General features: G+C 29.6%; 21 protein-coding genes. All 21 read right to left on the minus strand.

Translation table 11 applies throughout. The features are described from left to right. Window positions 1-81 precede the first annotated feature (81 nt). A complete protein-coding gene (locus tag M2214_RS12970) occupies window positions 82-729 on the minus strand; it encodes a hypothetical protein (protein ID WP_248479256.1) in 648 nt (215 codons plus the stop codon). Window positions 730-928: 199 nt separating this feature from the next. Next, on the minus strand, window positions 929-1,693 hold the full coding sequence (gene phnC / locus M2214_RS12975; protein ID WP_248479264.1) for a phosphonate ABC transporter ATP-binding protein: 765 nt from the start codon (window positions 1,691-1,693) through the stop codon (window positions 929-931). After that, window positions 1,694-2,464, minus strand: a complete 771-nt coding sequence (gene phnE / locus M2214_RS12980) for a phosphonate ABC transporter, permease protein PhnE (RefSeq protein ID WP_248479266.1) — start codon at window positions 2,462-2,464, stop codon at window positions 1,694-1,696. Window positions 2,465-2,479: 15 nt separating this feature from the next. Further along, entirely contained in the window at window positions 2,480-3,379 is a 900-nt protein-coding gene (gene phnD / locus M2214_RS12985) for a phosphate/phosphite/phosphonate ABC transporter substrate-binding protein (RefSeq protein WP_248479268.1), read from the minus strand. A 200-nt stretch (window positions 3,380-3,579) separates the two neighbouring features. Further along, the gene (locus M2214_RS12990; RefSeq protein ID WP_248479270.1) at window positions 3,580-4,689 is read right to left on the minus strand and encodes a sodium ion-translocating decarboxylase subunit beta; all 1,110 of its coding nucleotides are present in this window, start codon (window positions 4,687-4,689) and stop codon (window positions 3,580-3,582) included. 26 nt (window positions 4,690-4,715) lie between these two features. Beyond that, the gene (locus M2214_RS12995; RefSeq protein ID WP_248479278.1) at window positions 4,716-5,078 is read right to left on the minus strand and encodes a biotin/lipoyl-containing protein; all 363 of its coding nucleotides are present in this window, start codon (window positions 5,076-5,078) and stop codon (window positions 4,716-4,718) included. 13 nt (window positions 5,079-5,091) lie between these two features. Then, window positions 5,092-5,397: an OadG family protein gene (locus M2214_RS13000; RefSeq protein ID WP_248479280.1), complete on the minus strand. Its 306-nt coding sequence runs from the start codon at window positions 5,395-5,397 to the stop codon at window positions 5,092-5,094. Between the two features lie 12 nt (window positions 5,398-5,409). Further along, window positions 5,410-6,789, minus strand: coding sequence for an oxaloacetate decarboxylase subunit alpha (locus M2214_RS13005; protein ID WP_248479282.1), 1,380 nt, complete (start codon window positions 6,787-6,789; stop codon window positions 5,410-5,412). A gap of 13 nt (window positions 6,790-6,802) precedes the next feature. Next, a complete protein-coding gene (locus M2214_RS13010; protein WP_248479290.1) occupies window positions 6,803-7,990 on the minus strand; it encodes a pyridoxal phosphate-dependent aminotransferase in 1,188 nt (395 codons plus the stop codon). 308 nt (window positions 7,991-8,298) lie between these two features. Next, complete coding sequence (locus M2214_RS13015; protein WP_256466737.1) at window positions 8,299-8,439, minus strand: Spo0E family sporulation regulatory protein-aspartic acid phosphatase; 141 nt, start codon at window positions 8,437-8,439, stop codon at window positions 8,299-8,301. A gap of 100 nt (window positions 8,440-8,539) precedes the next feature. Then, a complete protein-coding gene (locus tag M2214_RS13020) occupies window positions 8,540-9,598 on the minus strand; it encodes an asparaginase (RefSeq protein WP_248479301.1) in 1,059 nt (352 codons plus the stop codon). 38 nt (window positions 9,599-9,636) lie between these two features. Beyond that, window positions 9,637-11,058, minus strand: a complete 1,422-nt coding sequence (gene nhaC, locus M2214_RS13025) for a Na+/H+ antiporter NhaC (RefSeq protein ID WP_248479303.1) — start codon at window positions 11,056-11,058, stop codon at window positions 9,637-9,639. 299 nt (window positions 11,059-11,357) lie between these two features. After that, on the minus strand, window positions 11,358-12,719 hold the full coding sequence (locus tag M2214_RS13030; protein WP_248479312.1) for a sigma-54-dependent transcriptional regulator: 1,362 nt from the start codon (window positions 12,717-12,719) through the stop codon (window positions 11,358-11,360). Beyond that, the gene (locus tag M2214_RS13035) at window positions 12,703-14,736 is read right to left on the minus strand and encodes a transporter substrate-binding domain-containing protein (RefSeq protein ID WP_248479314.1); all 2,034 of its coding nucleotides are present in this window, start codon (window positions 14,734-14,736) and stop codon (window positions 12,703-12,705) included. Before M2214_RS13035 ends, M2214_RS13030 begins: the two co-directional genes overlap by 17 nt. A gap of 163 nt (window positions 14,737-14,899) precedes the next feature. Further along, window positions 14,900-15,577, minus strand: a complete 678-nt coding sequence (locus M2214_RS13040; RefSeq protein ID WP_248479319.1) for an ABC transporter ATP-binding protein — start codon at window positions 15,575-15,577, stop codon at window positions 14,900-14,902. Beyond that, entirely contained in the window at window positions 15,577-17,214 is a 1,638-nt protein-coding gene (locus M2214_RS13045; RefSeq protein ID WP_248479326.1) for an ABC transporter permease, read from the minus strand. Before M2214_RS13045 ends, M2214_RS13040 begins: the two co-directional genes overlap by 1 nt. Window positions 17,215-17,290: 76 nt before the next feature. Further along, on the minus strand, window positions 17,291-18,361 hold the full coding sequence (locus tag M2214_RS13050; RefSeq protein WP_248479328.1) for a Fe(3+) ABC transporter substrate-binding protein: 1,071 nt from the start codon (window positions 18,359-18,361) through the stop codon (window positions 17,291-17,293). Between the two features lie 316 nt (window positions 18,362-18,677). Further along, on the minus strand, window positions 18,678-19,853 hold the full coding sequence (locus M2214_RS13055; protein ID WP_248479330.1) for a pyridoxal phosphate-dependent aminotransferase: 1,176 nt from the start codon (window positions 19,851-19,853) through the stop codon (window positions 18,678-18,680). 11 nt (window positions 19,854-19,864) lie between these two features. After that, window positions 19,865-20,824 (minus strand): threonine ammonia-lyase, encoded by a 960-nt coding sequence (locus M2214_RS13060; protein ID WP_248479332.1) that lies wholly within the window; start codon window positions 20,822-20,824, stop codon window positions 19,865-19,867. Further along, the gene (locus M2214_RS13065) at window positions 20,817-21,956 is read right to left on the minus strand and encodes an aminotransferase (RefSeq protein ID WP_248479334.1); all 1,140 of its coding nucleotides are present in this window, start codon (window positions 21,954-21,956) and stop codon (window positions 20,817-20,819) included. Before M2214_RS13065 ends, M2214_RS13060 begins: the two co-directional genes overlap by 8 nt. Before the next feature lie 13 nt (window positions 21,957-21,969). Then, on the minus strand, window positions 21,970-23,022 hold the full coding sequence (locus tag M2214_RS13070; RefSeq protein ID WP_248479336.1) for an ornithine cyclodeaminase family protein: 1,053 nt from the start codon (window positions 23,020-23,022) through the stop codon (window positions 21,970-21,972). Between the last annotated feature and the right edge of the window lie 7 nt (window positions 23,023-23,029).

The following is a 23,029-nucleotide window of genomic DNA, read 5'->3' on the forward strand; positions in this document are numbered from 1 at the left end:
TTTTTTATAAAAATTCGTCTAGTTGCTACGTACTGACTAAAGTAAAAAAGTCTGCTAACCATAAGTTAACAGACTTTAAATTTATCTCTTTATTTCATGAACCATTATTCCATCTTCTATTTTAAATTCATATCTATAATTTTCATTTGCATTTTTTACGAAGTTTTCAATCCATATTTTACGAAGTTCATATAATAACTCTGTACTTGCTCCTACCTTCTCCCAATAACCTTTATGAAGACATCTTGCAACCTTCCACTCAAGTCTATCTTCTGCATTCACAGTTATATTGTTTACATTATCACACGGCATTCCATCTAGAATATAGTTGTTTAAAGATTTATATATAGCTGCTGGGTTTGATACATCAGAATTTAACTTTGCATCCTCTGCACTCTTTATAGCTTGCTCTTTGTAAGTTTCCTTTATTACATTAAGCCCCTTATCTTCAAATCTGTCTACTATATTTTTTATTATATATGCTTGTCTTGTTTCAACTAGAGTTATTTTTTCTTGAAGCCAGCCATGGATGTTATCAGTATCTACTAATTCTTCAAGTTCTTTATTTTCTATAGGCTCTGCTATTTTAGTTCTTGAAGTAGATACTATATCATCAATATTTACATCTAATTTAGTTTGAATATTTTCTATAATCTTAAGTTCTAGCTCCTCACTTGATCTAATCTTATTGAATAACCACTGGTGTATTGGTCCTAAAAATCTACTCATATTATCGTCTCCTCTTATATTTTATTTTAAATCTTTATTTTCTATACCTGTCAATTATTCTTGGTCTTGTTATGTTTATCTTATATGTATATATTAATGCATTATTTTTAATTATTCCGTATCATAAGTTACAATAAATAAATAAAACAGCCACGATCAAAATACTCACAGCTGCTTTATTCAAAACTAAATATTTATTTTATATGACTGATAGCTCATTTTCTATTCCATGATAAATGCGAACTACTTCCTTTTTATCTAGAAATTCTGGTCTATCATCAAAAACAATTTTACCTTGATTTATTCCTACAATTCTAGTAGCAAATTCTTTTGCTATATCTACATTATGCAAATTTATAATCATTGTAATATTTTTTTCTATATTGATTTGTTTTAATAAACTCATTATGTTTGTGGTGCTAATAGGATCTAAACTCGATACTGGTTCATCTCCTAAAATAACTTCTGGCTGTTGAACCAATGTTCTTGCAATACCTACCCTTTGTTGTTGTCCACCACTTAATTTACTAATACGTCTATTGTATAAATCATCTAGTCCCACTGTAGATAAAGCACTTTTAGCTAATTCTATTTCTTCTTGAGTAAATTCTTTTTTTAATACTTGTAAAAATGATTTATCTCCAAATCTTCCAACAAGCACATTCGTAAGAACATCTAATCTATCTATTAAATTATAATTTTGAAAAATCATTCCGAATTTTTTTCTATAAAATCTTATATCTTTTCCTTTAATATTTGTAACATTTTTTCCTTTATAATAAATAGTTCCATCCGTAGAATCAATAAGTCTATTAATACATCTAATCAAGGTTGATTTTCCAGAACCACTAGATCCTAGTACAACAATACGTTCTCCTTTTGATATATCTATATTTATATCTTCGAGGGTGTAAATTGTGCTTTTTTCATATTTTTTATATAAATTACTTATATTTATATGCACTTATATCACCCTCCTTCTTATATATCCACCAATAACATCTACTAAAACTACAAGTGTCATGATACCCAATATATCTACCGATACTTTTTCATATTGAAATATTTTAAAATGAATGCTTAAAAGCTGTCCTATACCACCAGCACCTACAAGCCCTAACACTAAAGATGATCTAATACTGACTTCTAATCTGTAAAAAATATTAGAAAGTATAGTAGGTACAATTTGAGGAACAATTCCATAAAATACTACAATCGATTTAGATGCTCCAGTTGATGCAACTGCTTCTTGTGGCCCATTATCTGCTGCTTCGATTAACTCTGCAACCATTTTACCTAAAACACCAGTATTATGAATAGTTATAGCTAAAACCCCTGCAAAAGGCCCTAAACTGACAGTCGGTACAAATAAAAGAGCAAAAACAATTTCAGGAACAGATCTTATAAAACTCAAAAATCCTCTAGTAATAAAACATATAATAGGATGCAATGAAGTATTTCTTGCTGCTAGAAAACTTAGTGGAATGGATATAAATATAGGTAATACAGTCCCTACTATTGCAATTTGGATTGTAACTATAGACTGTTTTACAACTTGAGATAAAACACTCCAATCAGGGTGTAAGAAACTATTATTTATAAATTCTATGGTATTCCCTATATCTTTAAAAAGCAGTGGGTTAAAGTTACTCCCCACTGCACTCCAAATAAACACAATAATAAATATTACCCAAAACCACTTGTTTTGTTTTTCATCTTTTATTGATTTATTCATTATATCAACACCTAACTATATTCTTCCCTCTGATTTAGCTGCTTCTCTTATTGGTTCATAATCAGAATCTTTAGCTTTTGTAAAACCATCAGCTCCAAATATATCTAATATTTCTTTATCTGTTATACTAAGAAAAGCTTCCTGCAATTTTTCTTTTAACTCCTTAGGAGTATCTTTTTTTACAGCCCATGGATACTGAAATAACTTATCTGATTTCCATATTACTTTAAATTTATCTTCATCAACAACTTTGTTTTTCTTCATTGATTCAAATATAGCACTATCAATTGCTCCAGCATCTACTTTTTTATTTTGTACTGCTAATGCTGTTGCATCATGCCCTCCAGTATAAGTTACTTGTTTAAAATCATGTTCTTGTTCGTTTTTAAATACACCTTTTTCCTTTAATAAGATTCCTGGAATTAATGATCCTGATGTGGAATTTACATCTCCAAATGCAAAGTGTAAATCTTTCGCATTATTAATTAAATCATCTACATTATTTAATTTTGAGTCATTCGGAGCAATTATATAAGAATGATAATATGGTTCTCCATTTACTAACATTGTAATAATTGCATCAGCTCCACTTTTATCGTTAGCTATTACATAAGTAAGTGGGCCAAAATATGCTAAATCTACTTTTCCATAGTTCATTGCTTCTACTACTCCATTATAGTCTGGAAAAACTTTCACATCTACTTTAGTTCCTATTTCCTTTGAAATATGATCACCTAATTTATTCATTGCATTTTGCATATCACCTTGGTTTTGTGTTGGAATAACACCAATAACTAGTTTTTCAGGTATAATATTTGTTTCATTATCTTCTTTTTTAGCTTCTTTTGTTGATGAGCATGCAGATAATGATAATATCATTATTACTGCTAATGCTAGTGTAATAATTCTTTTCATATTCAACCTCCCTATTTGAAGTAACTTCATTTTTCGTCATTAATCGCCAAGCTTCGTAATAATAATTATACTATCATTTTGATATATAAGTACAATAGTACTTTTCTATACGTATATCATTTTGATAAAATTTTTCTATATAACAAAAAAAAAGATCGTTGATAAGTATTACCAACAATCTTTTTTATATTTAGTATTTATTAGAACATATTAAGAAGTATCCCCGCCGCAACAGCCGATCCAATAACTCCAGCTACATTAGGCCCCATAGCGTGCATTAGAAGGAAGTTCGAAGGATTTTCCTCAGCACCCATCTTTTGAACAACTCTTGCTGACATTGGCACAGCAGAAACTCCCGCTGCCCCTATCATAGGATTTATTTTCCCTTTAGTCAATTTATACATAATTTTTCCAAATATAACTCCACATGCAGTTCCAATGGAAAAAGCTGTAAGACCAAGTGCTACTATTCCAAGTGTTTGAACAGTAAGAAAAGTATCAGCATCTGCTTTTGCTCCAACTGTAAGCCCTAAAATAATAGTAATCATATACATCATAGAATTTTGAGCGGTTTCAACAAGTTTTGGAACCATACCAGATTCTTTAATAAGATTTCCGAACATAAGCATACCTATTAAAGGTGCAGCCGATGGTAATAGTAAAATTGTAAAAACAGCTACTATAATTGGGAATACTACTTTTTCCGTCTTAGATACAGGTCTTAACTGCTCCATTTTAACCATTCTCTCTTCTTTTGTAGTTAAGAGTCTTATAATAGGAGGTTGAATAATAGGAACTAATGCCATATATGAATAAGCAGCAAGTGCTATAGGTCCTAAAAGATCCTTGGCTAACTGACTAGTCAGATATATAGCGGTAGGTCCATCAGCTCCTCCTATTATACCAATTGATGCAGCTTCAGGTCCAGTAAACCCAAGCAGTATTGCCCCTATAAATGCAAAGAATATCCCAAATTGTGCTGCAGCTCCTAAGAGAATACATTTGGGATTTGCTATAAGTGGTCCAAAATCCGTACTTGCTCCAACACATAAAAATATTAATGGTGGATAAATCCCAAGCTTTGTTCCCATATATAAATAATGTAGTAGTCCATTATCGCTCATTAAATCAGCTTTTGGTAAATTTACCAAAAGCATTCCAAATGATATTGGAATTAATAAATACGGTTCATAACCTTTTTTTATAGCTAAATAAAGAAATATAAATGATATTATAATCATAATAAATTCTTTATAAGTAATGGCTGAAAATCCAGTTGAAGACCAGAAATCTTGCAGCATGTTTAGCATATTAATCACGTCCTTTCTAGCTGTATTTATCCGATAGTAATTAAAACATCTCCACCTGCTACGCTTGCTCCCTTTGATGTATTTATTGAAATTATTTTTCCATCGATTGGAGCAACTATTTCATTTTCCATTTTCATAGCTTCTAAAACAAGTAGTACATCTCCTGCTTTAACATTATCTCCTTCATTTACTTTAACAGAAACAATTGTTCCTGGCATAGGTGCTTTTACATCTTCACCTTGAGTAGAAGTTTTCTTTGAAGGAATAGATTTTATTTTTTCTACTTTTTTTGGAGCAGATTTAGTTTCTGTCTGAGATTCTGATCCAGTAATTTCTTCTACTTCAACCTCATATGCTTTTCCATTTAAATTTATTCTATATTTTTTCATACAAGAGTCTCCTTTACGCTACTTTTTTTATGCTATTAATTCTAAGCTTTGTATTATTTTTATTGTTACTGGCTAAAACTGCAGCCATAATTGCTGCTATAACATCTATTTCTTCATCTAATTCATTAATTTCTTCGTATTCATCGTTTTCAGATGCCGTAACTTCCATTTCTAAGTTTTTTTGTTTTTCTAAATCTTTTTTATAAAAAACAATTTTAAATAGCTCTAAAATCTGAGAAATTACAAAAAGACTTATGAATACTACGCTCATACTTAAAAAAGTGATTTTAATAGCTTCTAAAATAGTTATACTTTCCATGATATTCCCTCCTTACATAATAATTTCTATGTTACAAATATCATTATCAATATCATCTTTTCTCTTTTCTAAGAAGTCTTTAGCAACCTGAGGAAAAAGTGCATATGATAAAACATCTTCTTCACTTTTATATAAACCTTGTACTTCTTTTTTCACATCTTCAAATCCAGGTTCTAAAAGATCTGCTGGTCTTATAGTTATAACTTCTTCATTTCCTATAATTTTTTTCTTTATTTCTTTTTTTATAGGAGCTGGTGATTTTCCATAAAGACCTCTTACATAATCTTTTATCTCTTTAGGTACCATTTTATATCTTTGTCCTGTTAAAACATTAAATACTGCTTGAGTTCCTACCATTTGACTAAGTGGCGTTACAAGTGGCGGAAATCCTAGGTCTTCTCTAACTCTTGGAACCTCAGCTAAAACTTCTTCATATTTATCTGATGCATTTTGCATTTTAAGCTGGGATAAAAGATTCGAAAGCATTCCTCCTGGAACTTGATAGCTTAAAGTCTTAGGTTCAGTACTTAATACTTTAGGGTTTAAAACTCCATTTTGTAAGTATTTTTCTTTTATCGGTTTAAAATATGACGCTATATCATTTAAAACTTTTATATTAAGTTTAGGATCTCTTTTACTCTCTGAAAGTGATATAGCTAAAGATTCAGTAGCTGGTTGAGAAGTTCCTCCTGAAAAAGGCGATATAGCAGTATCTATAATATCAACTCCAGCCTCTACAGCTTTCATATATGTCATTGATGCTATTCCACTAGTAGCATGAGTATGAAGCTCTATAGGAAGTTTTGTATTTTTCTTTATTTCATTTATAAGTTCATAAGTGCTGTAAGGAGTAAGTATTCCTGCCATATCCTTTATGCATATAGAATCCGCTCCTATACTTTCCATTTGCTTTACTAAATTTGTATAATAATCTAGTGTATGGACTTTACTGGTTGTGTAAGATATAGCACACTGACAATGAGCCTTTTCTTTTTTTATAGTTTTCACTGAAGTTTCTAAATTTCTTGTATCATTTAAGGCATCAAATACACGAATTATATCTATTCCATTTTCTATAGATTTTTGTATGAATTTTTCAACTATATCATCTGGATAATGCTTATATCCTAGAAGATTTTGACCTCTTAACAGCATTTGAAGTTTTGTATTTTTTACTCTTTTTCTTATTTCTCTTAATCTTTGCCATGGATCTTCATTTAAAAATCTAAGGCATGCATCAAAAGTTGCTCCTCCCCAAACCTCCATAGCATGATAATTAGCTTTATCCATAACCTCAAGTATTGGAAGTATTTCATCAGTTGTAAGCCTTGTTGCTATAAGTGATTGGTGTCCATCCCTTAATGCAGTTTCTGTTATTTTAAGTCTATTCACGATATTCACCTCTTTATTTAATCGCATTTTCAATTCGTTTAAGTCCTTCTTTTATATTATCAATAGAAGTTGCATAAGAAAGTCTTATATAATTTTCAACTCCAAACCCAATGCCAGGAACAACCGCTACCTTAGTTTTATCAAGAAGATAATCAGCAAAATCCATCGAGTTATTTATTTTTACTCCATTAAATTCTTTACCTATTATTTCAGATATATTTACCATTACATAAAATGCACCTTTAGGTTCTTTACATGATAAATCAGAAATACTATTTATCTTTTCTATCATATATTTCCTTCTTTCATTAAAAGCTTTCACCATGACATTTACCATATCTTGATCTCCTGTTAAAGCTGCAACAGTTGCATATTGAGCAATTGTATTAGGGTTTGATGTAGCATGACTTTGAAGATTTGTCATTATCTTAGTTATTTCCTTATTAGCTGCAGTATATCCTATTCTCCATCCTGTCATGGCATATCCTTTTGAAACTCCATTTATAATTATTGTTAAATCTTTTATTTCTTCTCCAAATGATGCTATACTAACATGTTTTCCTTCATAAATAAGTTTTTCATAAATTTCATCAGATATTACATAAATATTATTATCAACTGCTATTTTAGCTATTTCTCTTAATTCATCCTCAGTATAAACTGCTCCAGTTGGATTATTTGGACTATTTAAAATTATTGCTTTAGTCTTTTCATTTATTGCTTTCAAAAGATTTTCTTTAGTATATTTAAAACCATCTTCTTCTAAAGCTTCAACAAATACAGGTTTTGCATCTGCTAGTTTTACAAGTTCTGGATAACTAACCCAGTATGGAAGAGGAACTATTACTTCATCTCCTGGATTACATATAGCTTGTAGTGAATTAAATAATGAATGCTTTGCTCCATTAGATACAACTATATTTTCTGGAGTATATTCTAGATTATTATCCTTTTTAAATTTTTCACAGATAGTTTTTCTAAGCTCTGGAAGTCCAGAAGCTGCAGTATATCCTATATTTCCATTTGCAATAACATCAATTGCTACATTTCTTATATAATTTGGAGTTTGGAAATCCGGTTCTCCAGCTCCAAAGCTTATTACATCTTCACCATCTGCTTTCATCTTTTTTGCTTTTGCTGTAATATCTAGTGTTACTGATGGTGAAATTGCCATATTCTTTTCTGATAATTTTTTATTCATACTTACCTCTCCCCTTTATATTGAAAATGAAAAATATTCTCTTAATGTCAAATGTTTCAGAAACTTAATCGCAAGTTCATTTTATTAAAATGCACTTTAAATGTACATAGATTTAAAAAGTATTTTCGACCAAATTTATTTATTTTATTAATCATTATTAAGTTTTGCTTTTTCTTTTTAAGTTCCATTCAATGGGTAATATATAGAAATAATACCAATGATCAATATGTTAATTATAGGATGTAGAAACTAAAGAATTGTGAAAAGAGAAAAAACAAAATGACTTATTAAAAGCAAGTAATTCTTTTCTATAATTCACTATCTTTTTTTAATATATATTTATTTATTAAAACATCTATTTCTTCACTCAGCTTTAATATTTCATAATTATTTTTTATAGTATCTTCATTCTGTATAAGCCTGTTCAATTTATTTTTTGTCTCTTCGATTTGTTTTTTTTAGTATATGTATACGCATATACAGCATTCCTCTCTTTCTAAATGCATAAAAACTAATCTCTTATTCATAATATCTTTAGTTTCTTACTCTCTAAGCCATTTTTTGATTCTCTAGATCGTTGTTATCAATACCTATATCACCCATAAAAGATTTTTCAACCAAATTCTTTACTTCATTCATATTATCTGATTTTCCAAGTGCCCACATGAGTTTTGGTACCAACGCTTCTGTATTCATATCCTTTGCATATATAATCTTATTTTGAGCCAGTTTTTTTCCAACCTCATAAATGTCAAAGTCAACACCTTCCTCCATACACTGCGTTGTTACAACTACTGCAATATTTGAGTCTGTCAATTCCTTTACTTTTAATGTAATATCAAAATTCTCAAAAGGAATTCCACCAATTCCATAACTTTCTATAATAACTCCTTTGTAATTCTCTTTTATATAATCAAATATCTTTGAATCTATTCCTGGAAATAGCTTTAAAACTAATATTTTTTCGCAAAGGCTGTTATTAAATTTTATTTGTTTCTGTTGTTTTACATAATAATTTTGTTTCTGTTGTTTTACATAATAATTCATAAGTGAATAATTGTAATTAATCTTACCATGCTTTATAGTTGCTATGTATGGAAAATTAACACTTTCAAAAGCATCAAAACTACGTGTCTTTATTTTAACTGCTCTTGTTCCGTTTATTAATTTCCCATCAAATACTACAAATACTCCAGATATATCTTCCATTGCAAACATTATTGCATCACTTAAGTTTTGACAAGCATCAGTTCCAAATTCTTCTATAGAATATTGAGACCCTGTTACCACTACAGGTTTATTAACACCTTGAAGCATATACGTTAAAGCTGCAGATGTATATGCCATTGTATCTGTTCCATGTGTAATTACAAATCCGTCATATTTATCATAATTTTCATATACAGATTCAGCTATGTGAGCCCACCTCGAAGGGTTCATATTAGTGCTATCTATATTCATTATAAGTTCACCTGATATATTACACAGTTTAGATACATTCGGTATATATTCTAAAAGTTCATTTACATCATAACTCGGAGCAAGACCATCCCCTTTATCTGATGATGCTATTGTTCCTCCCGTTGCAATTATTAGTATATTTTTCATATGAACACTCCTATACAACTAAATTAAAATTTTTCTTATTATGCCGATTCTTCACCCTTATCGTAATTTGTAAACTCAACTTTTTCTCCAATCCATTGAAATTTACCCATATAACCATAAATTATTGTAATTGCTAAACATGTAAATGCAAGCCACATATAAGGTAAATATTGAAGAGTAGGAACACCTAGTATACCAGCCATAAAGATACCATTATCACTCCATGGAACCATACCAGCTGTTAATGTTCCTCCAAATTCTGTATTTCTTGAAAGAACTCTTCTATGAACTTTTAATTCATCATAATTTTTTGCCATAATCTTTGGAGTAAGTATTAATGGAACATACATTGCACTTCCAAATACATTACCAAGTATTGCAGTTCCTACTGTAGCTGTAGCAAGTCTTCCTGTGTTTGTAATCCAGTTCTCAAACTTTCTAGCTATAACTTCAATTAGTCCAATTTTATCTAGAAGTCCTCCAACTCCAAGTCCAAATATGATAATTACTATAGATCCAAGCATAGAAGAAATTCCTCCGCGACCTAGTATATTATCAACAAATTCAACTCCAGTACTTATATCAAATGGATTATATAGTGTTGATAAAGCTGAAACTGAGTCCATTCCTTGGAATATTACTGCCCAAATAGCTCCTAAAAATGCTCCAAATGCAATAACTGGAAGAGAAGGCTTTCTCTTTGCAAGAAGTCCAATTATCATAATCATAGGTAAAAAACACCATACACTTATATTAAAATTGCTATTTAACGCATTCATAAACATTTCGATTCTACCAAGATCTACATTCTGTCCTGCATATTTTAAACCAGTAATAGTAAAAAGAACACATGTAATTAAAAATCCAGGAATACTAGCTGGAGCCATACCTTTTATATGATCCATTACATCAATCCCTGACATTGAAGCAGTAAGAACAGTACTATCTGATAATGGTGATATCTTATCTCCAAAATACGAACCTGATAATACAGCTCCCGCAACAAGTGGAAGAGGAATTCCAAGACCTTGACCAATACCCATCATGGCAATACCTGCAGTTCCTGCAGTTCCCCATGAAGTTCCAGTTGCAATAGATGTTAACGCACATACAAACAAAGTAGCCAATAAGAAAATTTTAGGACTTATTACTTTTAAACCATAATAGATAAGACTTGGTACAATACCTCCTGCAATCCAAGTTCCAACTAATGCTCCAACTGCTATAAGAATCAATATTGCATCCATACCATTATATATACCCTTTGCTATAGAAGCTTCAAGATCCTTGTAGCTGTGGCCCAACTTAATTCCAAGACCAATTATCACAAACCACGAAATAAATAATGCTAACTGTATTGGTAGTTCAAATACAGTTGTAAATGAAAAAGCAAGTGCAAGGAAAATGCTCAGGACAACGCTTACCTGAAACATAGATGGTAATTTAATTTTTTTCTCCATAAATTTTTAGTCCTCCCTTAATAAGATAATTTTTATCCGAAAGCTAAAAGTTCTAAAACTCCATCTTCTTAAGGCTGGAGATAAGAACTTAACAGCTTCTGTACTATATAATCAGCAATTTCCGTGCCAATTTTACAAAATATTTTGAAATTATACAAAATAAATAATGAAAGCGTTGTCCTGCTTGAGTTTTGGAAATTTACAAAAAAAAAGACAAGTCTTTTCTTTTGACTTATCTCTCTTATAAATATTTAATATGGGAAATAAATTTCTATGTTAGTGAGAAATTTATTTCCATATTATTTTAAATTATACTCTGTTAGTTTATTAAAAAGCTGCCTTCTACTTATATCCATAATTTTTGCAGCCTGTGTATTATTATATTCACATTTTTCTAAAACTTGTTCAATATATTTTTTTTCGGCCTCTTTTCTTATATCTTTTAAAGTCTTTATATCTTCTTTTGTTTGAACTTCCTTTTTCTTAATCTTATATTTCGGTATATCTATTTCTCTTATAATTCCATTTTCAGATAAAACAACTAATCTTTCAACTATATTTTTAAGTTCTCTAATATTCCCCGGATAATCATATGAAAGTAGAAAATCCATTACTCCCTTTTCAATTTTATTTACATTCTTTTTCAATTCAACTTTTGATTTTTCTAAAAAGAAATCAATAAGAATTGGCAAATCTTCCTTTCTATCTCTTAAAGGAGGAATTTCTATAGTTATCGTGCTTATTCTATAGAATAAATCCTCTCTAAATTCCCCATCTTCTATGGCTTTTTCCAAGTTCTTATTTGTAGCACAAATCAACCTAAAGTCAGCATCTATTGACTTATTACTTCCTAGCCTCTCAATTTTTCTTTCCTCAATTGCTCTTAAAAGCTTAACCTGTGTGCTTAAAGAAGTATCACCTAGCTCATCAAGAAATAAAGTACCATTATGTGCCGCTTCAAACTTTCCTTTTCTTCTTTCTAAAGCACCTGTAAATGCACCTTTTTCATGACCAAATAATTCAGATTCTAAAAGACTCGGAGAAAGAGCATGACAATTAACAGGAATAAAATGTTTATCTTTTCTATCACTGCAATTATGGATATATCTTGAAAATACTTCCTTCCCAACTCCTGATTCTCCTAATATTAAAATATTTACATTACTATTTGCTGCCTTTTTCCCTATATCCAATATTTTTCTAAATTTTTTATTATTTGTTTTTAGCATAAATTTTGAGTATTTTTGTTCATTTTTTAAAACCTCATTATCTTTTTCAAGAGTCCCTATTTTCTTTAGTTTTTCGATTTCCATTAAAAGTTCCTCAGGATCATGACTTTTTACAAAGTATGAAAATGCACCTTTTTTCATAGCCTCTACTGCATTTTTCACACTACCATATCCTGTTATTATTATAACTTCTATATCAGAAAATTCTTTTTTTATTTCTTCAATAAGCTTTATCCCATCCATTCCTTTCATTATAAGATCTGTCAAGACAAGATTATAGCTTTTTCTTTCTAATATCTTTAAAGCTTCTTCAGCACTTGGGGCATCTTCTACGTAATACCCCTTACTTTCAAGTATTATCTTAATAACTTCTCTGTATTCTTCTTCATCATCTACAACAAGTATCTTAAAATCACTATTGTTTTTGTCCATTTTTTTCAACTCCCTTCAATGGCAAAATTATTTTAAAGGTTGTCCCTTTCCCTATTTGGCTAGATGCCTTTATTTCTCCACCAAATTTTTTAATCTCATTGTAAGTTATAAATAATCCTAAACCAGTACCTTCACCTGCAGATTTTGTTGTAAAAAAGGGATTGAATATATTTTCAATATCTCCTTTTTTTATGCCATGACCAGTATCTGAACATAAAATTGTAATAGAATCATTAGTTTCTAAACATGATATACTAAGCACTCCACCATTAGGCATTGCATCTATTGCATTTGATATAAGATTTATAAATATATGTTTAAGAGATTCTTCATTGAAGTAAATTTTTAGTCCATATTCACATTCTACTTTTTGAGTAATATTTTTCTTTTCCATTTTTTTTAAATTTAATTCAAGCATATTATCTATAAAATTTCTCAAATCAATTTTTTCAATATTATTATTAGATATTCTAGAAAAATTTAAGAGATTATCTATTATGTTACTAGCTTTTTCAACTGATTTTTCCATAACTTTTATTGATTTATTCATCTTTCCTATATCCTCATTTATATTATTTTTCAAAACATAACAATGACTTCTTATTAGTCCCAGAGGATTTCTAATCTCATGAGCAACTCCAGCTGCAAGCTGACCTACTGCAGCCATCTTATTCGAATGAAGTAGCTGCTGCTCACTTATCCTAATTTTTGTAACATCTCTTATCATTACAAGAACCCTGTGTATTGAATTTGTATCATCTACAAGATGAAATGTATTAATTTCATAAATATTTTTTTTATAATTAAACTCAATATTATAATTTTTTCCTTCTTCAAAAGTCTTTCTTATTATGCAGTTTCCACATTCCATATTCAATATTCCAGGATAATCTTTACAGTATGTTCCTATTATATTTTCTTTATTAGATTTAATAAAATTACTAAAAGACTTGTTAACATTAACTATTTTGCACTTATTATTAAGAACTATCATAAAATGAGATAATCCATCAAATGTAGTCTCAAGGTCATTCCTACTTATATAAAGCTCTCTAGTTCTTTTGTCTACTTCTTTTTTCAGTTCCTTATTCCAAGAAAAAAACAAATATGAGGCTATAGATATTATTGATATAAAAAATAAAACAATAAGCCCATATCTTTCTTTCGTAGTTTCCTTTATTATTGGTGTTGAAATTCCAAACCATTTTTGCTGTATTTTAATCATTGTATTTTTCTTTTTTAAATTGTAAATACCTTTGTTTAGTATACTCAAAAGAACTTCTTCAGACTTTGGAACTGCAAATACAGACTCTTTTTCATAAAGCGGCTTATCAAGTATCTTATAGTCATCCTTTAAATTTAAAACTTCCATAACATAGCTTATAACAGGCTCATCTCCAACCATTGCATCTACTTGTCCATTTTTCAGTAGATTTATTCCTTCAAAATAATCTCTAGTTAAATTGTAATCTATTTTCCCTACCTTCGAAGAAAGAAATTCTATTACATAATCTCCATCTTGTGCAGCAATTTTTTTCCCTGCTAAATCTATATAACTATTTATATTATTTTCGTTTTTAGGAACTAATATGACAGCCCTTTGATAGTATATAGGATCAGAAAGAAGGTATTTTTTTGATCTTTCTTCAGATGGATACATATCACAAATATCAGTTTCGCCTTTTTGGAGACTTTCAAGAGCCTTATTCCAAACAAGAGGTTTAAATTTTATCTCAGTTTCAAGTTCAATTGAAAGAGCTCTTAAATAGTCAATTACAAGACCTTGATACTGCTTACTTTCTTCATCAACATATCTAAGCGGTGGAGAATTATTATCTGCACCATAAATTATTGCTCCATGCTCCTTAAGCCATTCTTTTTCTTCTTTCGTTATCTGACCTGAATACGTAAAATATTCATAAAGACTTATATCATATTCTATTTTCATATAGCTTTCAATAAAAAAGATTATGATTAATATCATTGCCAATGAAGCTACTATGATTTTTCTTTTCATCCAAAATTTCCTCCAAAAAACATATTCCTATTAGGTTCAATAAGTACTTTTATTATATCATTGCATAAAAGCACCCCTTTACGCAAGAATATATGACTTTTGTAAAATAGTTAATATAAAAAAATTATTGGCATCTAAGATGCCAATAATTTTTTTATATTAACTATAGTATATTTTTTGCCTTTCCTACTCTAACAATCCCTCCTTCTTTCAAAATTATTACTCTATCAGCTATATTTATTGCATCTTCTTTATCATGTGTAACAAAAATAGATGTTATTCCTGATTTATCTATTATTTTCTTTAGCTCTTCTCTTATTTTACTCTTTAAATTTGCATCTAAATTGCTAAATGGTTCATCCATTAAAAGAAGAGATGGTTGAGGTGCTAAGGCTCTAGCTAATGCTATTCTTTGTTGTTGACCTCCACTTAATTCATGAGGATATCTTTTTTCGTAACCTTCTAAATCAACTAAATTTAAAACTTCCTTTACTCTTATTTCTTTTTCCTTTAATTGCATATTTTTAAGACCAAACTTTATATTTTGCCCAACTGTCATATGAGGAAATAAGGCATAGTCTTGAAATACCATTCCAACACCTCTTTTTTCTGGTTGTAAAAAATAATTTTTATCAACCAAAACCCTATTATCTACTTTTATATGTCCAGAACTAGGAACTTCAAGACCAGAAATCAGTCTGAGAATCGTACTTTTGCCACTTCCACTTTCCCCCAAAATAGCAATTATTTCTCCTTTGTTTATATCTATATTAAAATTATCTATAGTTTTTTCTTTTGAGTTTTTATAATTAAAATCTAAGTTTTTAATATCAATATACATTAAGCACTCTCCTTATCCCCTATTTTATAAAATAAATAAATCGAAGCGAAGCTGATTATAATTATTACAAGAGACGGTATAGATGATTCTGGAATCATTTCATCATTTGCATATTCAAAAACCTTTGTAGGTAATGTGTTGAAATTAAACGGTCTCAAAATCAAAGTAAGAGATAACTCTTTTAAAACATCTACAAAAACTAATAAAAAAGCACTCAGTACAGCTGGCTTTATCATTTTTAAGTCAATCTTAAAAAAAGTTTGTGTTATACTCATTCCCAACATCCTAGATGCTTCAAAAAATTTCTTACCTATTTTTTCAAACCCAGACTCTATAGAATTATATCCAACAGCTAAAAACCTTATCATATAAGCAAATATAAGCATAACAATACTGGTACTTAGCAACATTTTTTTTGAATCATTATCTATCATTTTATATATCCAGTAAAACTCATTATCTATCTTTATGAAAAACATTATTACACTTATAGCTATTACAGCAGCTGGTATAGAATATCCTATCAGTGTTGCTTTTGAGTATAGCTTAGAAATAAAATTTTCATTTATTCTACAATAATTAGCTATTACTACAGCCATTATAACAACAAGACTTGCAGAAATTGCAGCTACTGCAAATGAATTGAATATAAGAGTTACAAATTCAATATTTAATATTTTATTATACGTTAATACACTCCAATAGATTAACTGAATCGTAGGTATTAAAAAACCAGTACTGAATATAAAAAAGCAATATCCAAATGCCAAATTTGATTTAAATCCTTTAAGTTTTATTCTCGATAGAGGCCTTATCTTTGTATTTGTAGAGCTATATTTCTTATTGCCTCTCAAAAACTTTTCTGATATAAGTATCATTATCACTATTAACATCAATACACCAGATAACCTAATAGCAGAATCTGTATCTCCCATACCAAACCAAGTTTTGAATATAGCTGTGCTGAACGTAGGTATACCAAAGTATTGAACAACACCATAATCATTCAAGACTTCTAATACAACAAGACTTGCTCCACCTATTATAGCTCCTCTAGAAATAGGCATTACTACAAATATAAAAATATCTATTAGATTTCTTCCCAATACTCTAGCATTTTCTATTAAAGCTGCTGATTGTTTTTCTAGAAAAGATCTCGTAATTATGTATACATAAGGAAATAACGATATTGTAAATATAAATATAGCTCCTTTAATAGACATAATATCAAAGTATTTCTGCTCTATTTGTATATTAAAACTATTTCTCAAAACTGTTTGAACAACACCTGTATAATTAAGTATTCCATTATAAGTATATGCTCCTATATAAGATGGTATTGAAAGAGGTAAAATAAGACCCCATTTAAAAAACGATCTCATTGGAAATTCATATACTGATATAATCCATGCCAAGCTTACACCTATAATAACTGTAAATAACCCTGTAAAAATAACTAAGGTCATGGAATTTAATATATATCCCTTTAGCATGTATTCTTTTATATGAAACCAGTTTTCATTCGGTTTTTGAAAAATACTCATAAATATATTTATATTAGGCATTATAACCAAAGCTATGAATACAAAGCTTAGTAACGACCATATATTAAAATTTTGCTTTCTGTATTTAATCAAACTAGTACACTTCCTTTTCACCTATTAATTATTAAAAGCCCCATATTGTTATTTACAATATGAGGCTTTACCTTAATTACTTCCAGCCAATTTCATTAAATATTTCTACTGCTCTTTTATTGTTCTCTCCTAATTTATTTAAGCTTATATCTTGAGTTTTAAATTCACCCCATGATTTTAATAATTCTGAAGGCTCTACATTAGGATTTGCAGGATACTCATAGTTTGCATTAGCAAATATACTTTGAGCTTTTTCATTTGATAAAAATTCTATAAATTTAATCGCATTTTCTTTATTATTGGCATTTTTAGTAACTCCACCACCACTTACATTTATATGTGTTCCAGTAGTGTCTTGATTCGGGAAGAATACACTAACTTGCTCTCCTACTTTTACTTCTTCTGGATCTGATGAATTTAGTAATTTACCTAAATAATACGTATTCATTATAGCTATATCACCTTCGCCAGCTACAACTGCTTTAGCTTGGTCCCTATCATTTCCCTTTGGCTCTCTAGCCATATTATCAACTAATCCTTTTGCCCATTCTTTAGCTTTCTCTTCTCCATTTATTTCAATAAAAGATGCAAGTAAAGATTGATTATAAGTGTTTGATGATGATCTTACTAATATTTTTCCATTCCATTTAGGGTTAATTAAATCTTCATAAGTAGATAATTCTGATGGGTTAACTCTGTCTTTAGAGTAAACTATAACTCTTCCTCTTTTAGTTAATCCATACCACTCATTATCTTTATCTCTTAAATTTTCTGGAATATTGTTATTTAAAACTTCACTTTCTATAGACTGTAATAAATCTTGTGATTTAGCTCTATGTAATCTTCCAGCATCCGCTACTATAAGTACATCAGCTTCTGTATCTTCACCTTCTCTATCAAGTCTTTCAATTAATTCGTCATCTTTTCCTTCAACTACATTTACTGTTATACCTGTCTCTTCTGTAAATAATTTATAAAGCTCTTTATCAGCATCATAATGTCTAGATGTATATACATTAACTACTCCTTCTTTATTACTTTCATTACCTTCATTACCAGTTGCACTTTCTTGTTTAGTCGTACAACCTACAAGTAATGCTATTGACAATGCCAGTGTTAAAAAAGTTAACAATACTTTCTTTTTCATACCTTAATTCCTCCTCAGTTTATGTAATTTATAAAGATAATTATTTTTAAGCGATATCAATTATCACTTTCGTTGTCATAATGATAATAACCCATTATCATTATGATGTCAACTATATTTTTCATGTAATATTTTTACATTCAAAATATTATTATCATTTAGCTATATAAATTTTACACTTAATTGTATCTTTGTTATATTTAACATGTTGGGCTTTAAACTTTAATACATAAGAAATACGGAAATAATATAAGAAAAGAAGCTTATTAAAATGTTAGCGAATGGTTTAAATATTTTAATAAGCTTCTTTTGGGGATTAAACACCTATATAATTTTTATTTTTAAATATATTCATTTCACTTATCCTATCAAATGCCTCTTTCAGCCTATCAACACTTTGAGTAACAGCTATTCTTATATACCCACTACCACTTTCTCCAAAAGCTTCACCAGAAATAGTTAAAACATGTGCCTCATTTAAAATTTTATCTACTACTTCCTTTGATGTAAGACCTGTCTTTTTTATGTTTACAAATAAATATATACTTCCTCTTGGCTTTATAACAGACATATTTGAAATACTTTTTATTCTTTCATATGCATAATAAATTCTATTTTTATACTCATCTTTTATAGGTGGCTGAACTTTATTCCTAATATCAAGAGCGTGAATTGCTGCCCTTTGAGATATTGATGGAGCTGTGAATACACTATTTTCATTTATACTTCTTATAGTTTGTATGATATAATCAGGCGCTAACACATAACCTATTCTCCAACCAGTCATAGCATAATCCTTTGAAAAGCTTCCTATAGTTATTGTTCTTTCCCTCATTTTATCTAGAGTAGTTATAGGTATAAACTCATCTTCATACATAAATAGTGTATATATATCATCTGCAATAACTACGATATCTTTTTCTATACAGATATTAGCTATTTCCTGTAATATATCTTTGTCAAAGCAAGCTCCAGTTGGATTATTCGGAGTATTTAGTATTATAGCTTTGGTTTTATCAGTAATAGCTTTTTTTAAATTATTTATATTTATTTTAAATTTATCTTCCTCATACGTTTTTAAAAATACAGGTTTCCCTCTTGTTATCTCAACTTGTTCTTTATATGGAGTAAAATAGGGTTCATGTATTATAACTTCATCCCCATCATCTAGGATAGCTTCAAGTACCAAATACATTGCATGGCATCCGCTAGTTGTTATCATACATTCTTTTGTGCCTAACTCATATGAATATTCATATTTATAGTAATCACATATTTTTTCTCTAAGTTCTAAATATCCCAAAGAATCAGTATAATGTGTATGACCATTTCTAGTGTCTTCAAAGGCTTTATCTATTATCCTAATATCAGTAATAATATCATGATCCCCAAGACTCAAGTCTATTAAATCTTCGTACTCATAAGTATGATTCATACTCTCAGCCATTGGAGTAATCGCTTTATTTAAGTATCTTTTAGATATATACTTCATTAAATCACCTCTTAATATTCGTTCAATATATTAATCATAAGTTCTTCGTCTATATTTCCACCAGATATAACTAAAACTGAATTTTTTCCTTTTATTATATCTGGGTTTTGAAGTATTGCACCAACGCATATAGCACTCGATGGTTCTGCTACTATCTTTTCTTTTTTGATCATATGAGCTATGCCTTTTTTTATAAATTCTTCATCTACCTCTATTATTTCATCTATACATTCTTTTCCCATTTTATATGCAATTTCTCCAACTCCTCCAACCAATGCTTCACATACAGACTCTTCGCTAGGATAAGTTTCATAAAAAACATCATCTTCTAAAGCTTTGACCATTGCTGGGCATGATTTTGTTTGAAGTCCAACAATCTTAACGTTTGGATTAATATGCTTTGCTGCAACACTTATACCAGTTATAAGACTACCACCGCCTATTGGAACTAGTACTGTATCTATGTTTGGATTTTGCTCAAATATCTCAATGCCTATTGTTCCCTGTCCAGAGTACACAACTTCATCTTTTGAAAATGCATCTACATAGACCATGTCATTATCATTTATGTGAGCCATGGCATACTCATAAGCATCGTCAAAAGTATTTCCGACAATTTCAACACTTGCTCCAAAATAATTTATCTTATCTATTTTAGTCTTTGGAGTATTCTTAGGAACAAATACTAAGGGGTTTTTAATTCCCATAACACTGCATGCATAACTAAGTGCTATAGCATGATTTCCAGACGATACAGCAACTACACCCTTTTCTTTTTCCTCATCAGTCAAAGATGTAAGCTTACTCATAACTCCTCTTATTTTAAAACTTCTTACAGTTTGTAGTGATTCTAATTTAAAATAGCAGTTGGTATCTTTATCGCTTAGGTATATAGATTTTTCTAGAGGAGTCATATATACCTTATCTTTAATTCTATCTCTACTATTTACTATATCTTCATAACTAAACATTAGATTTCACCACCTTTAAATCTTTTAAGAACTCAGATATTTTTTTAAGCCCAACCTTTATAATTTTAGGATTGTTAGCAAATCCAAGTCTTACATAGCCTTCCATATCAAGTGAACTTCCCGGAACTAACATTACACTTTTTTCTTTTAATAACTTAAGACAAAGTTCTTCTGATGTCATATCAAAGCTATATTTTAAAAACGCAGTAGTTCCAGCCTTTGGCTTTACATATTCTATAAGTGGTTCATTTTTTACCCATTCATCTACAAGTTCTACATTTCCTCTAACTATATCTAAATTTCTCTTAACTATCTTTTCCTTGTTCTCAAGTGCTACAATCGAAAGCCTATCATCAATCATTCCACAACTTATAGTATTATAGTCTCTTCTCTTATTAACATTCTTTATAAAATCTTTAGGCCCCACTACCCATCCAATTCTAAGTCCTGCTAAAGAAAAAGTTTTAGACATACTGCCAGTCGATATTCCCTTTTCATATAAATCAACTATAGACTTTGTAAAATTCTCTCCATTGTGATTCAATCCTCTATACACCTCATCACACAGAACATAAGCTCCACACTCTTTAGCTATCTCAACTATTTTATTTAAAAAATTCTCATCCATTAAAGCGCCAGTTGGATTATTAGGATTATTTATACATATAAGCTTAGTCTTATCATCTATGTAAGATTTTAACTCTTCCAAATCAGGTACAAACTCATTCTCTGGTCTTAACTTTAATATCTTAACATTAGCACCAATTGATTCTGGAATAGAATAATGCTGTTGGTAAGTAGGTAACACAGATATAACAGTATCTCCAGGTTCAACCAGAGTTTCAATACTCAATGAATTCGCACCTATTGCTCCATGAGTTACAGTTATATTATGTATATCAACATTTTCATAAAGAGTTGATATCTCATTTCTAAGTCTAACTGATCCCTCAATTTCTCCATAAGTTAATTTCATATTATATATTTCATCTAATAAAGCCTCTTTATTTCCACTATAATCTAACAACTGATTTACGGTTAATGACTCAACACAAGTCTCGGCTAAGTTATAATCGCAATCATTCTCATAAAGTCCCATCCAAATCTCAACACCAAAATCTTTAATTTTCACTATAATCCCCCCCTTATAAATCTACCTCTACTCCTAAGTTTTTCTCTTTTGCAGCATCTAAAACAATTTTAGACGTCATAAGATCTTGGAGTGCTATACCTGTAGTATCATACACAGTTATATCATCTTCACTCAATCTTCCCTTTTTTTTGCCTATTATTACATCACCAATTTCACAAATTATATCTTCTTTACTTATAGTATTGTTTTTAATTCCAATCTCAATCTCTCCTACATCAAGAGCTTGATTCATGTCATCTACATAAACTCTGGCACAAGCCAATATATTTTCATCAATTTCCTGCTTTCCATTCATATCAGATCCTACACAACTGAAATGAGTTCCTTTTTTAACCCATTCCTTCATAATAAGCGGTTTTCTAGATGGTGTTGCAGTTATTATTACATCACTCATCCTAACAGCTGTTTCTAAATTATCTACACCTTCAAAATTCACATGAAACTTCTTAGAAATCTCATCGTATATATCTGTATTTTCATACTTAGATAAAAACTTATTATTTAATATATCTTTTATAGAGCCGGCAACCTTATTCGCATTGTTTGAATCAATAGGATCATATATTCTAACATTCTTTATATTTGGCATACTTATCAATGTTGCAGCTATTTGGAAAGTAGCCTGATGTCCCGCTCCAACCATTAATAAATCATTAGAATTTTCTCTTGCTAAATACTTAGACCCTATAGCTCCAGCAGCTCCAGTTCTCATTCCAGTTATATACTCAGCATTTAACATCCCTATAGGCATTCCGCTTTTACTATCAAATACCATAGTAGTTCCAATTAACATAGGTAGTTTCTTGTCTTCATTGTCCTTAAACCAAGAAACTATCTTAAGTCCAAATATATCCTCTCCCTTAAGATGCCCTGACTTGATATCCATATCAGCAACACCTCTTTCAAATTCGTGAAATACCATATCAAATACTTCGGTCTTTTGATTTGATTTTAATCTATAAACCTCTTCAATAGCCTCAATAACCTGCTTCATATCAATAACATCTTTAATAACCTCTTCATTTAAAACTCTAACCTTAAACATCTAAACT

Source organism: Tepidibacter aestuarii (assembly GCF_934924865.1).
In the GTDB taxonomy this organism is placed as follows: domain Bacteria; phylum Bacillota; class Clostridia; order Peptostreptococcales; family Peptostreptococcaceae; genus Tepidibacter_A; species Tepidibacter_A aestuarii.

What these genes read in the sequence shown, in the direction of transcription:
- M2214_RS12970 (WP_248479256.1), bottom strand. Translation starts at nt 729, where the DNA reads ATGAGTAGATTTTTAGGACCAATACACCAGTGGTTATTCAATAAGATT.
- phnE (WP_248479266.1), bottom strand. Translation starts at nt 2,464, where the DNA reads ATGAATAAATCAATAAAAGATGAAAAACAAAACAAGTGGTTTTGGGTA.
- phnD (WP_248479268.1), bottom strand. Translation starts at nt 3,379, where the DNA reads ATGAAAAGAATTATTACACTAGCATTAGCAGTAATAATGATATTATCA.
- M2214_RS12990 (WP_248479270.1), bottom strand. Translation starts at nt 4,689, where the DNA reads ATGCTAAACATGCTGCAAGATTTCTGGTCTTCAACTGGATTTTCAGCC.
- M2214_RS12995 (WP_248479278.1), bottom strand. Translation starts at nt 5,078, where the DNA reads ATGAAAAAATATAGAATAAATTTAAATGGAAAAGCATATGAGGTTGAA.
- M2214_RS13000 (WP_248479280.1), bottom strand. Translation starts at nt 5,397, where the DNA reads ATGGAAAGTATAACTATTTTAGAAGCTATTAAAATCACTTTTTTAAGT.
- M2214_RS13010 (WP_248479290.1), bottom strand. Translation starts at nt 7,990, where the DNA reads ATGAATAAAAAATTATCAGAAAAGAATATGGCAATTTCACCATCAGTA.
- M2214_RS13020 (WP_248479301.1), bottom strand. Translation starts at nt 9,598, where the DNA reads ATGAAAAATATACTAATAATTGCAACGGGAGGAACAATAGCATCATCA.
- nhaC (WP_248479303.1), bottom strand. Translation starts at nt 11,058, where the DNA reads ATGGAGAAAAAAATTAAATTACCATCTATGTTTCAGGTAAGCGTTGTC.
- M2214_RS13030 (WP_248479312.1), bottom strand. Translation starts at nt 12,719, where the DNA reads ATGGACAAAAACAATAGTGATTTTAAGATACTTGTTGTAGATGATGAA.
- M2214_RS13035 (WP_248479314.1), bottom strand. Translation starts at nt 14,736, where the DNA reads ATGAAAAGAAAAATCATAGTAGCTTCATTGGCAATGATATTAATCATA.
- M2214_RS13040 (WP_248479319.1), bottom strand. Translation starts at nt 15,577, where the DNA reads ATGTATATTGATATTAAAAACTTAGATTTTAATTATAAAAACTCAAAA.
- M2214_RS13050 (WP_248479328.1), bottom strand. Translation starts at nt 18,361, where the DNA reads ATGAAAAAGAAAGTATTGTTAACTTTTTTAACACTGGCATTGTCAATA.
- M2214_RS13055 (WP_248479330.1), bottom strand. Translation starts at nt 19,853, where the DNA reads ATGAAGTATATATCTAAAAGATACTTAAATAAAGCGATTACTCCAATG.
- M2214_RS13060 (WP_248479332.1), bottom strand. Translation starts at nt 20,824, where the DNA reads ATGTTTAGTTATGAAGATATAGTAAATAGTAGAGATAGAATTAAAGAT.
- M2214_RS13070 (WP_248479336.1), bottom strand. Translation starts at nt 23,022, where the DNA reads ATGTTTAAGGTTAGAGTTTTAAATGAAGAGGTTATTAAAGATGTTATT.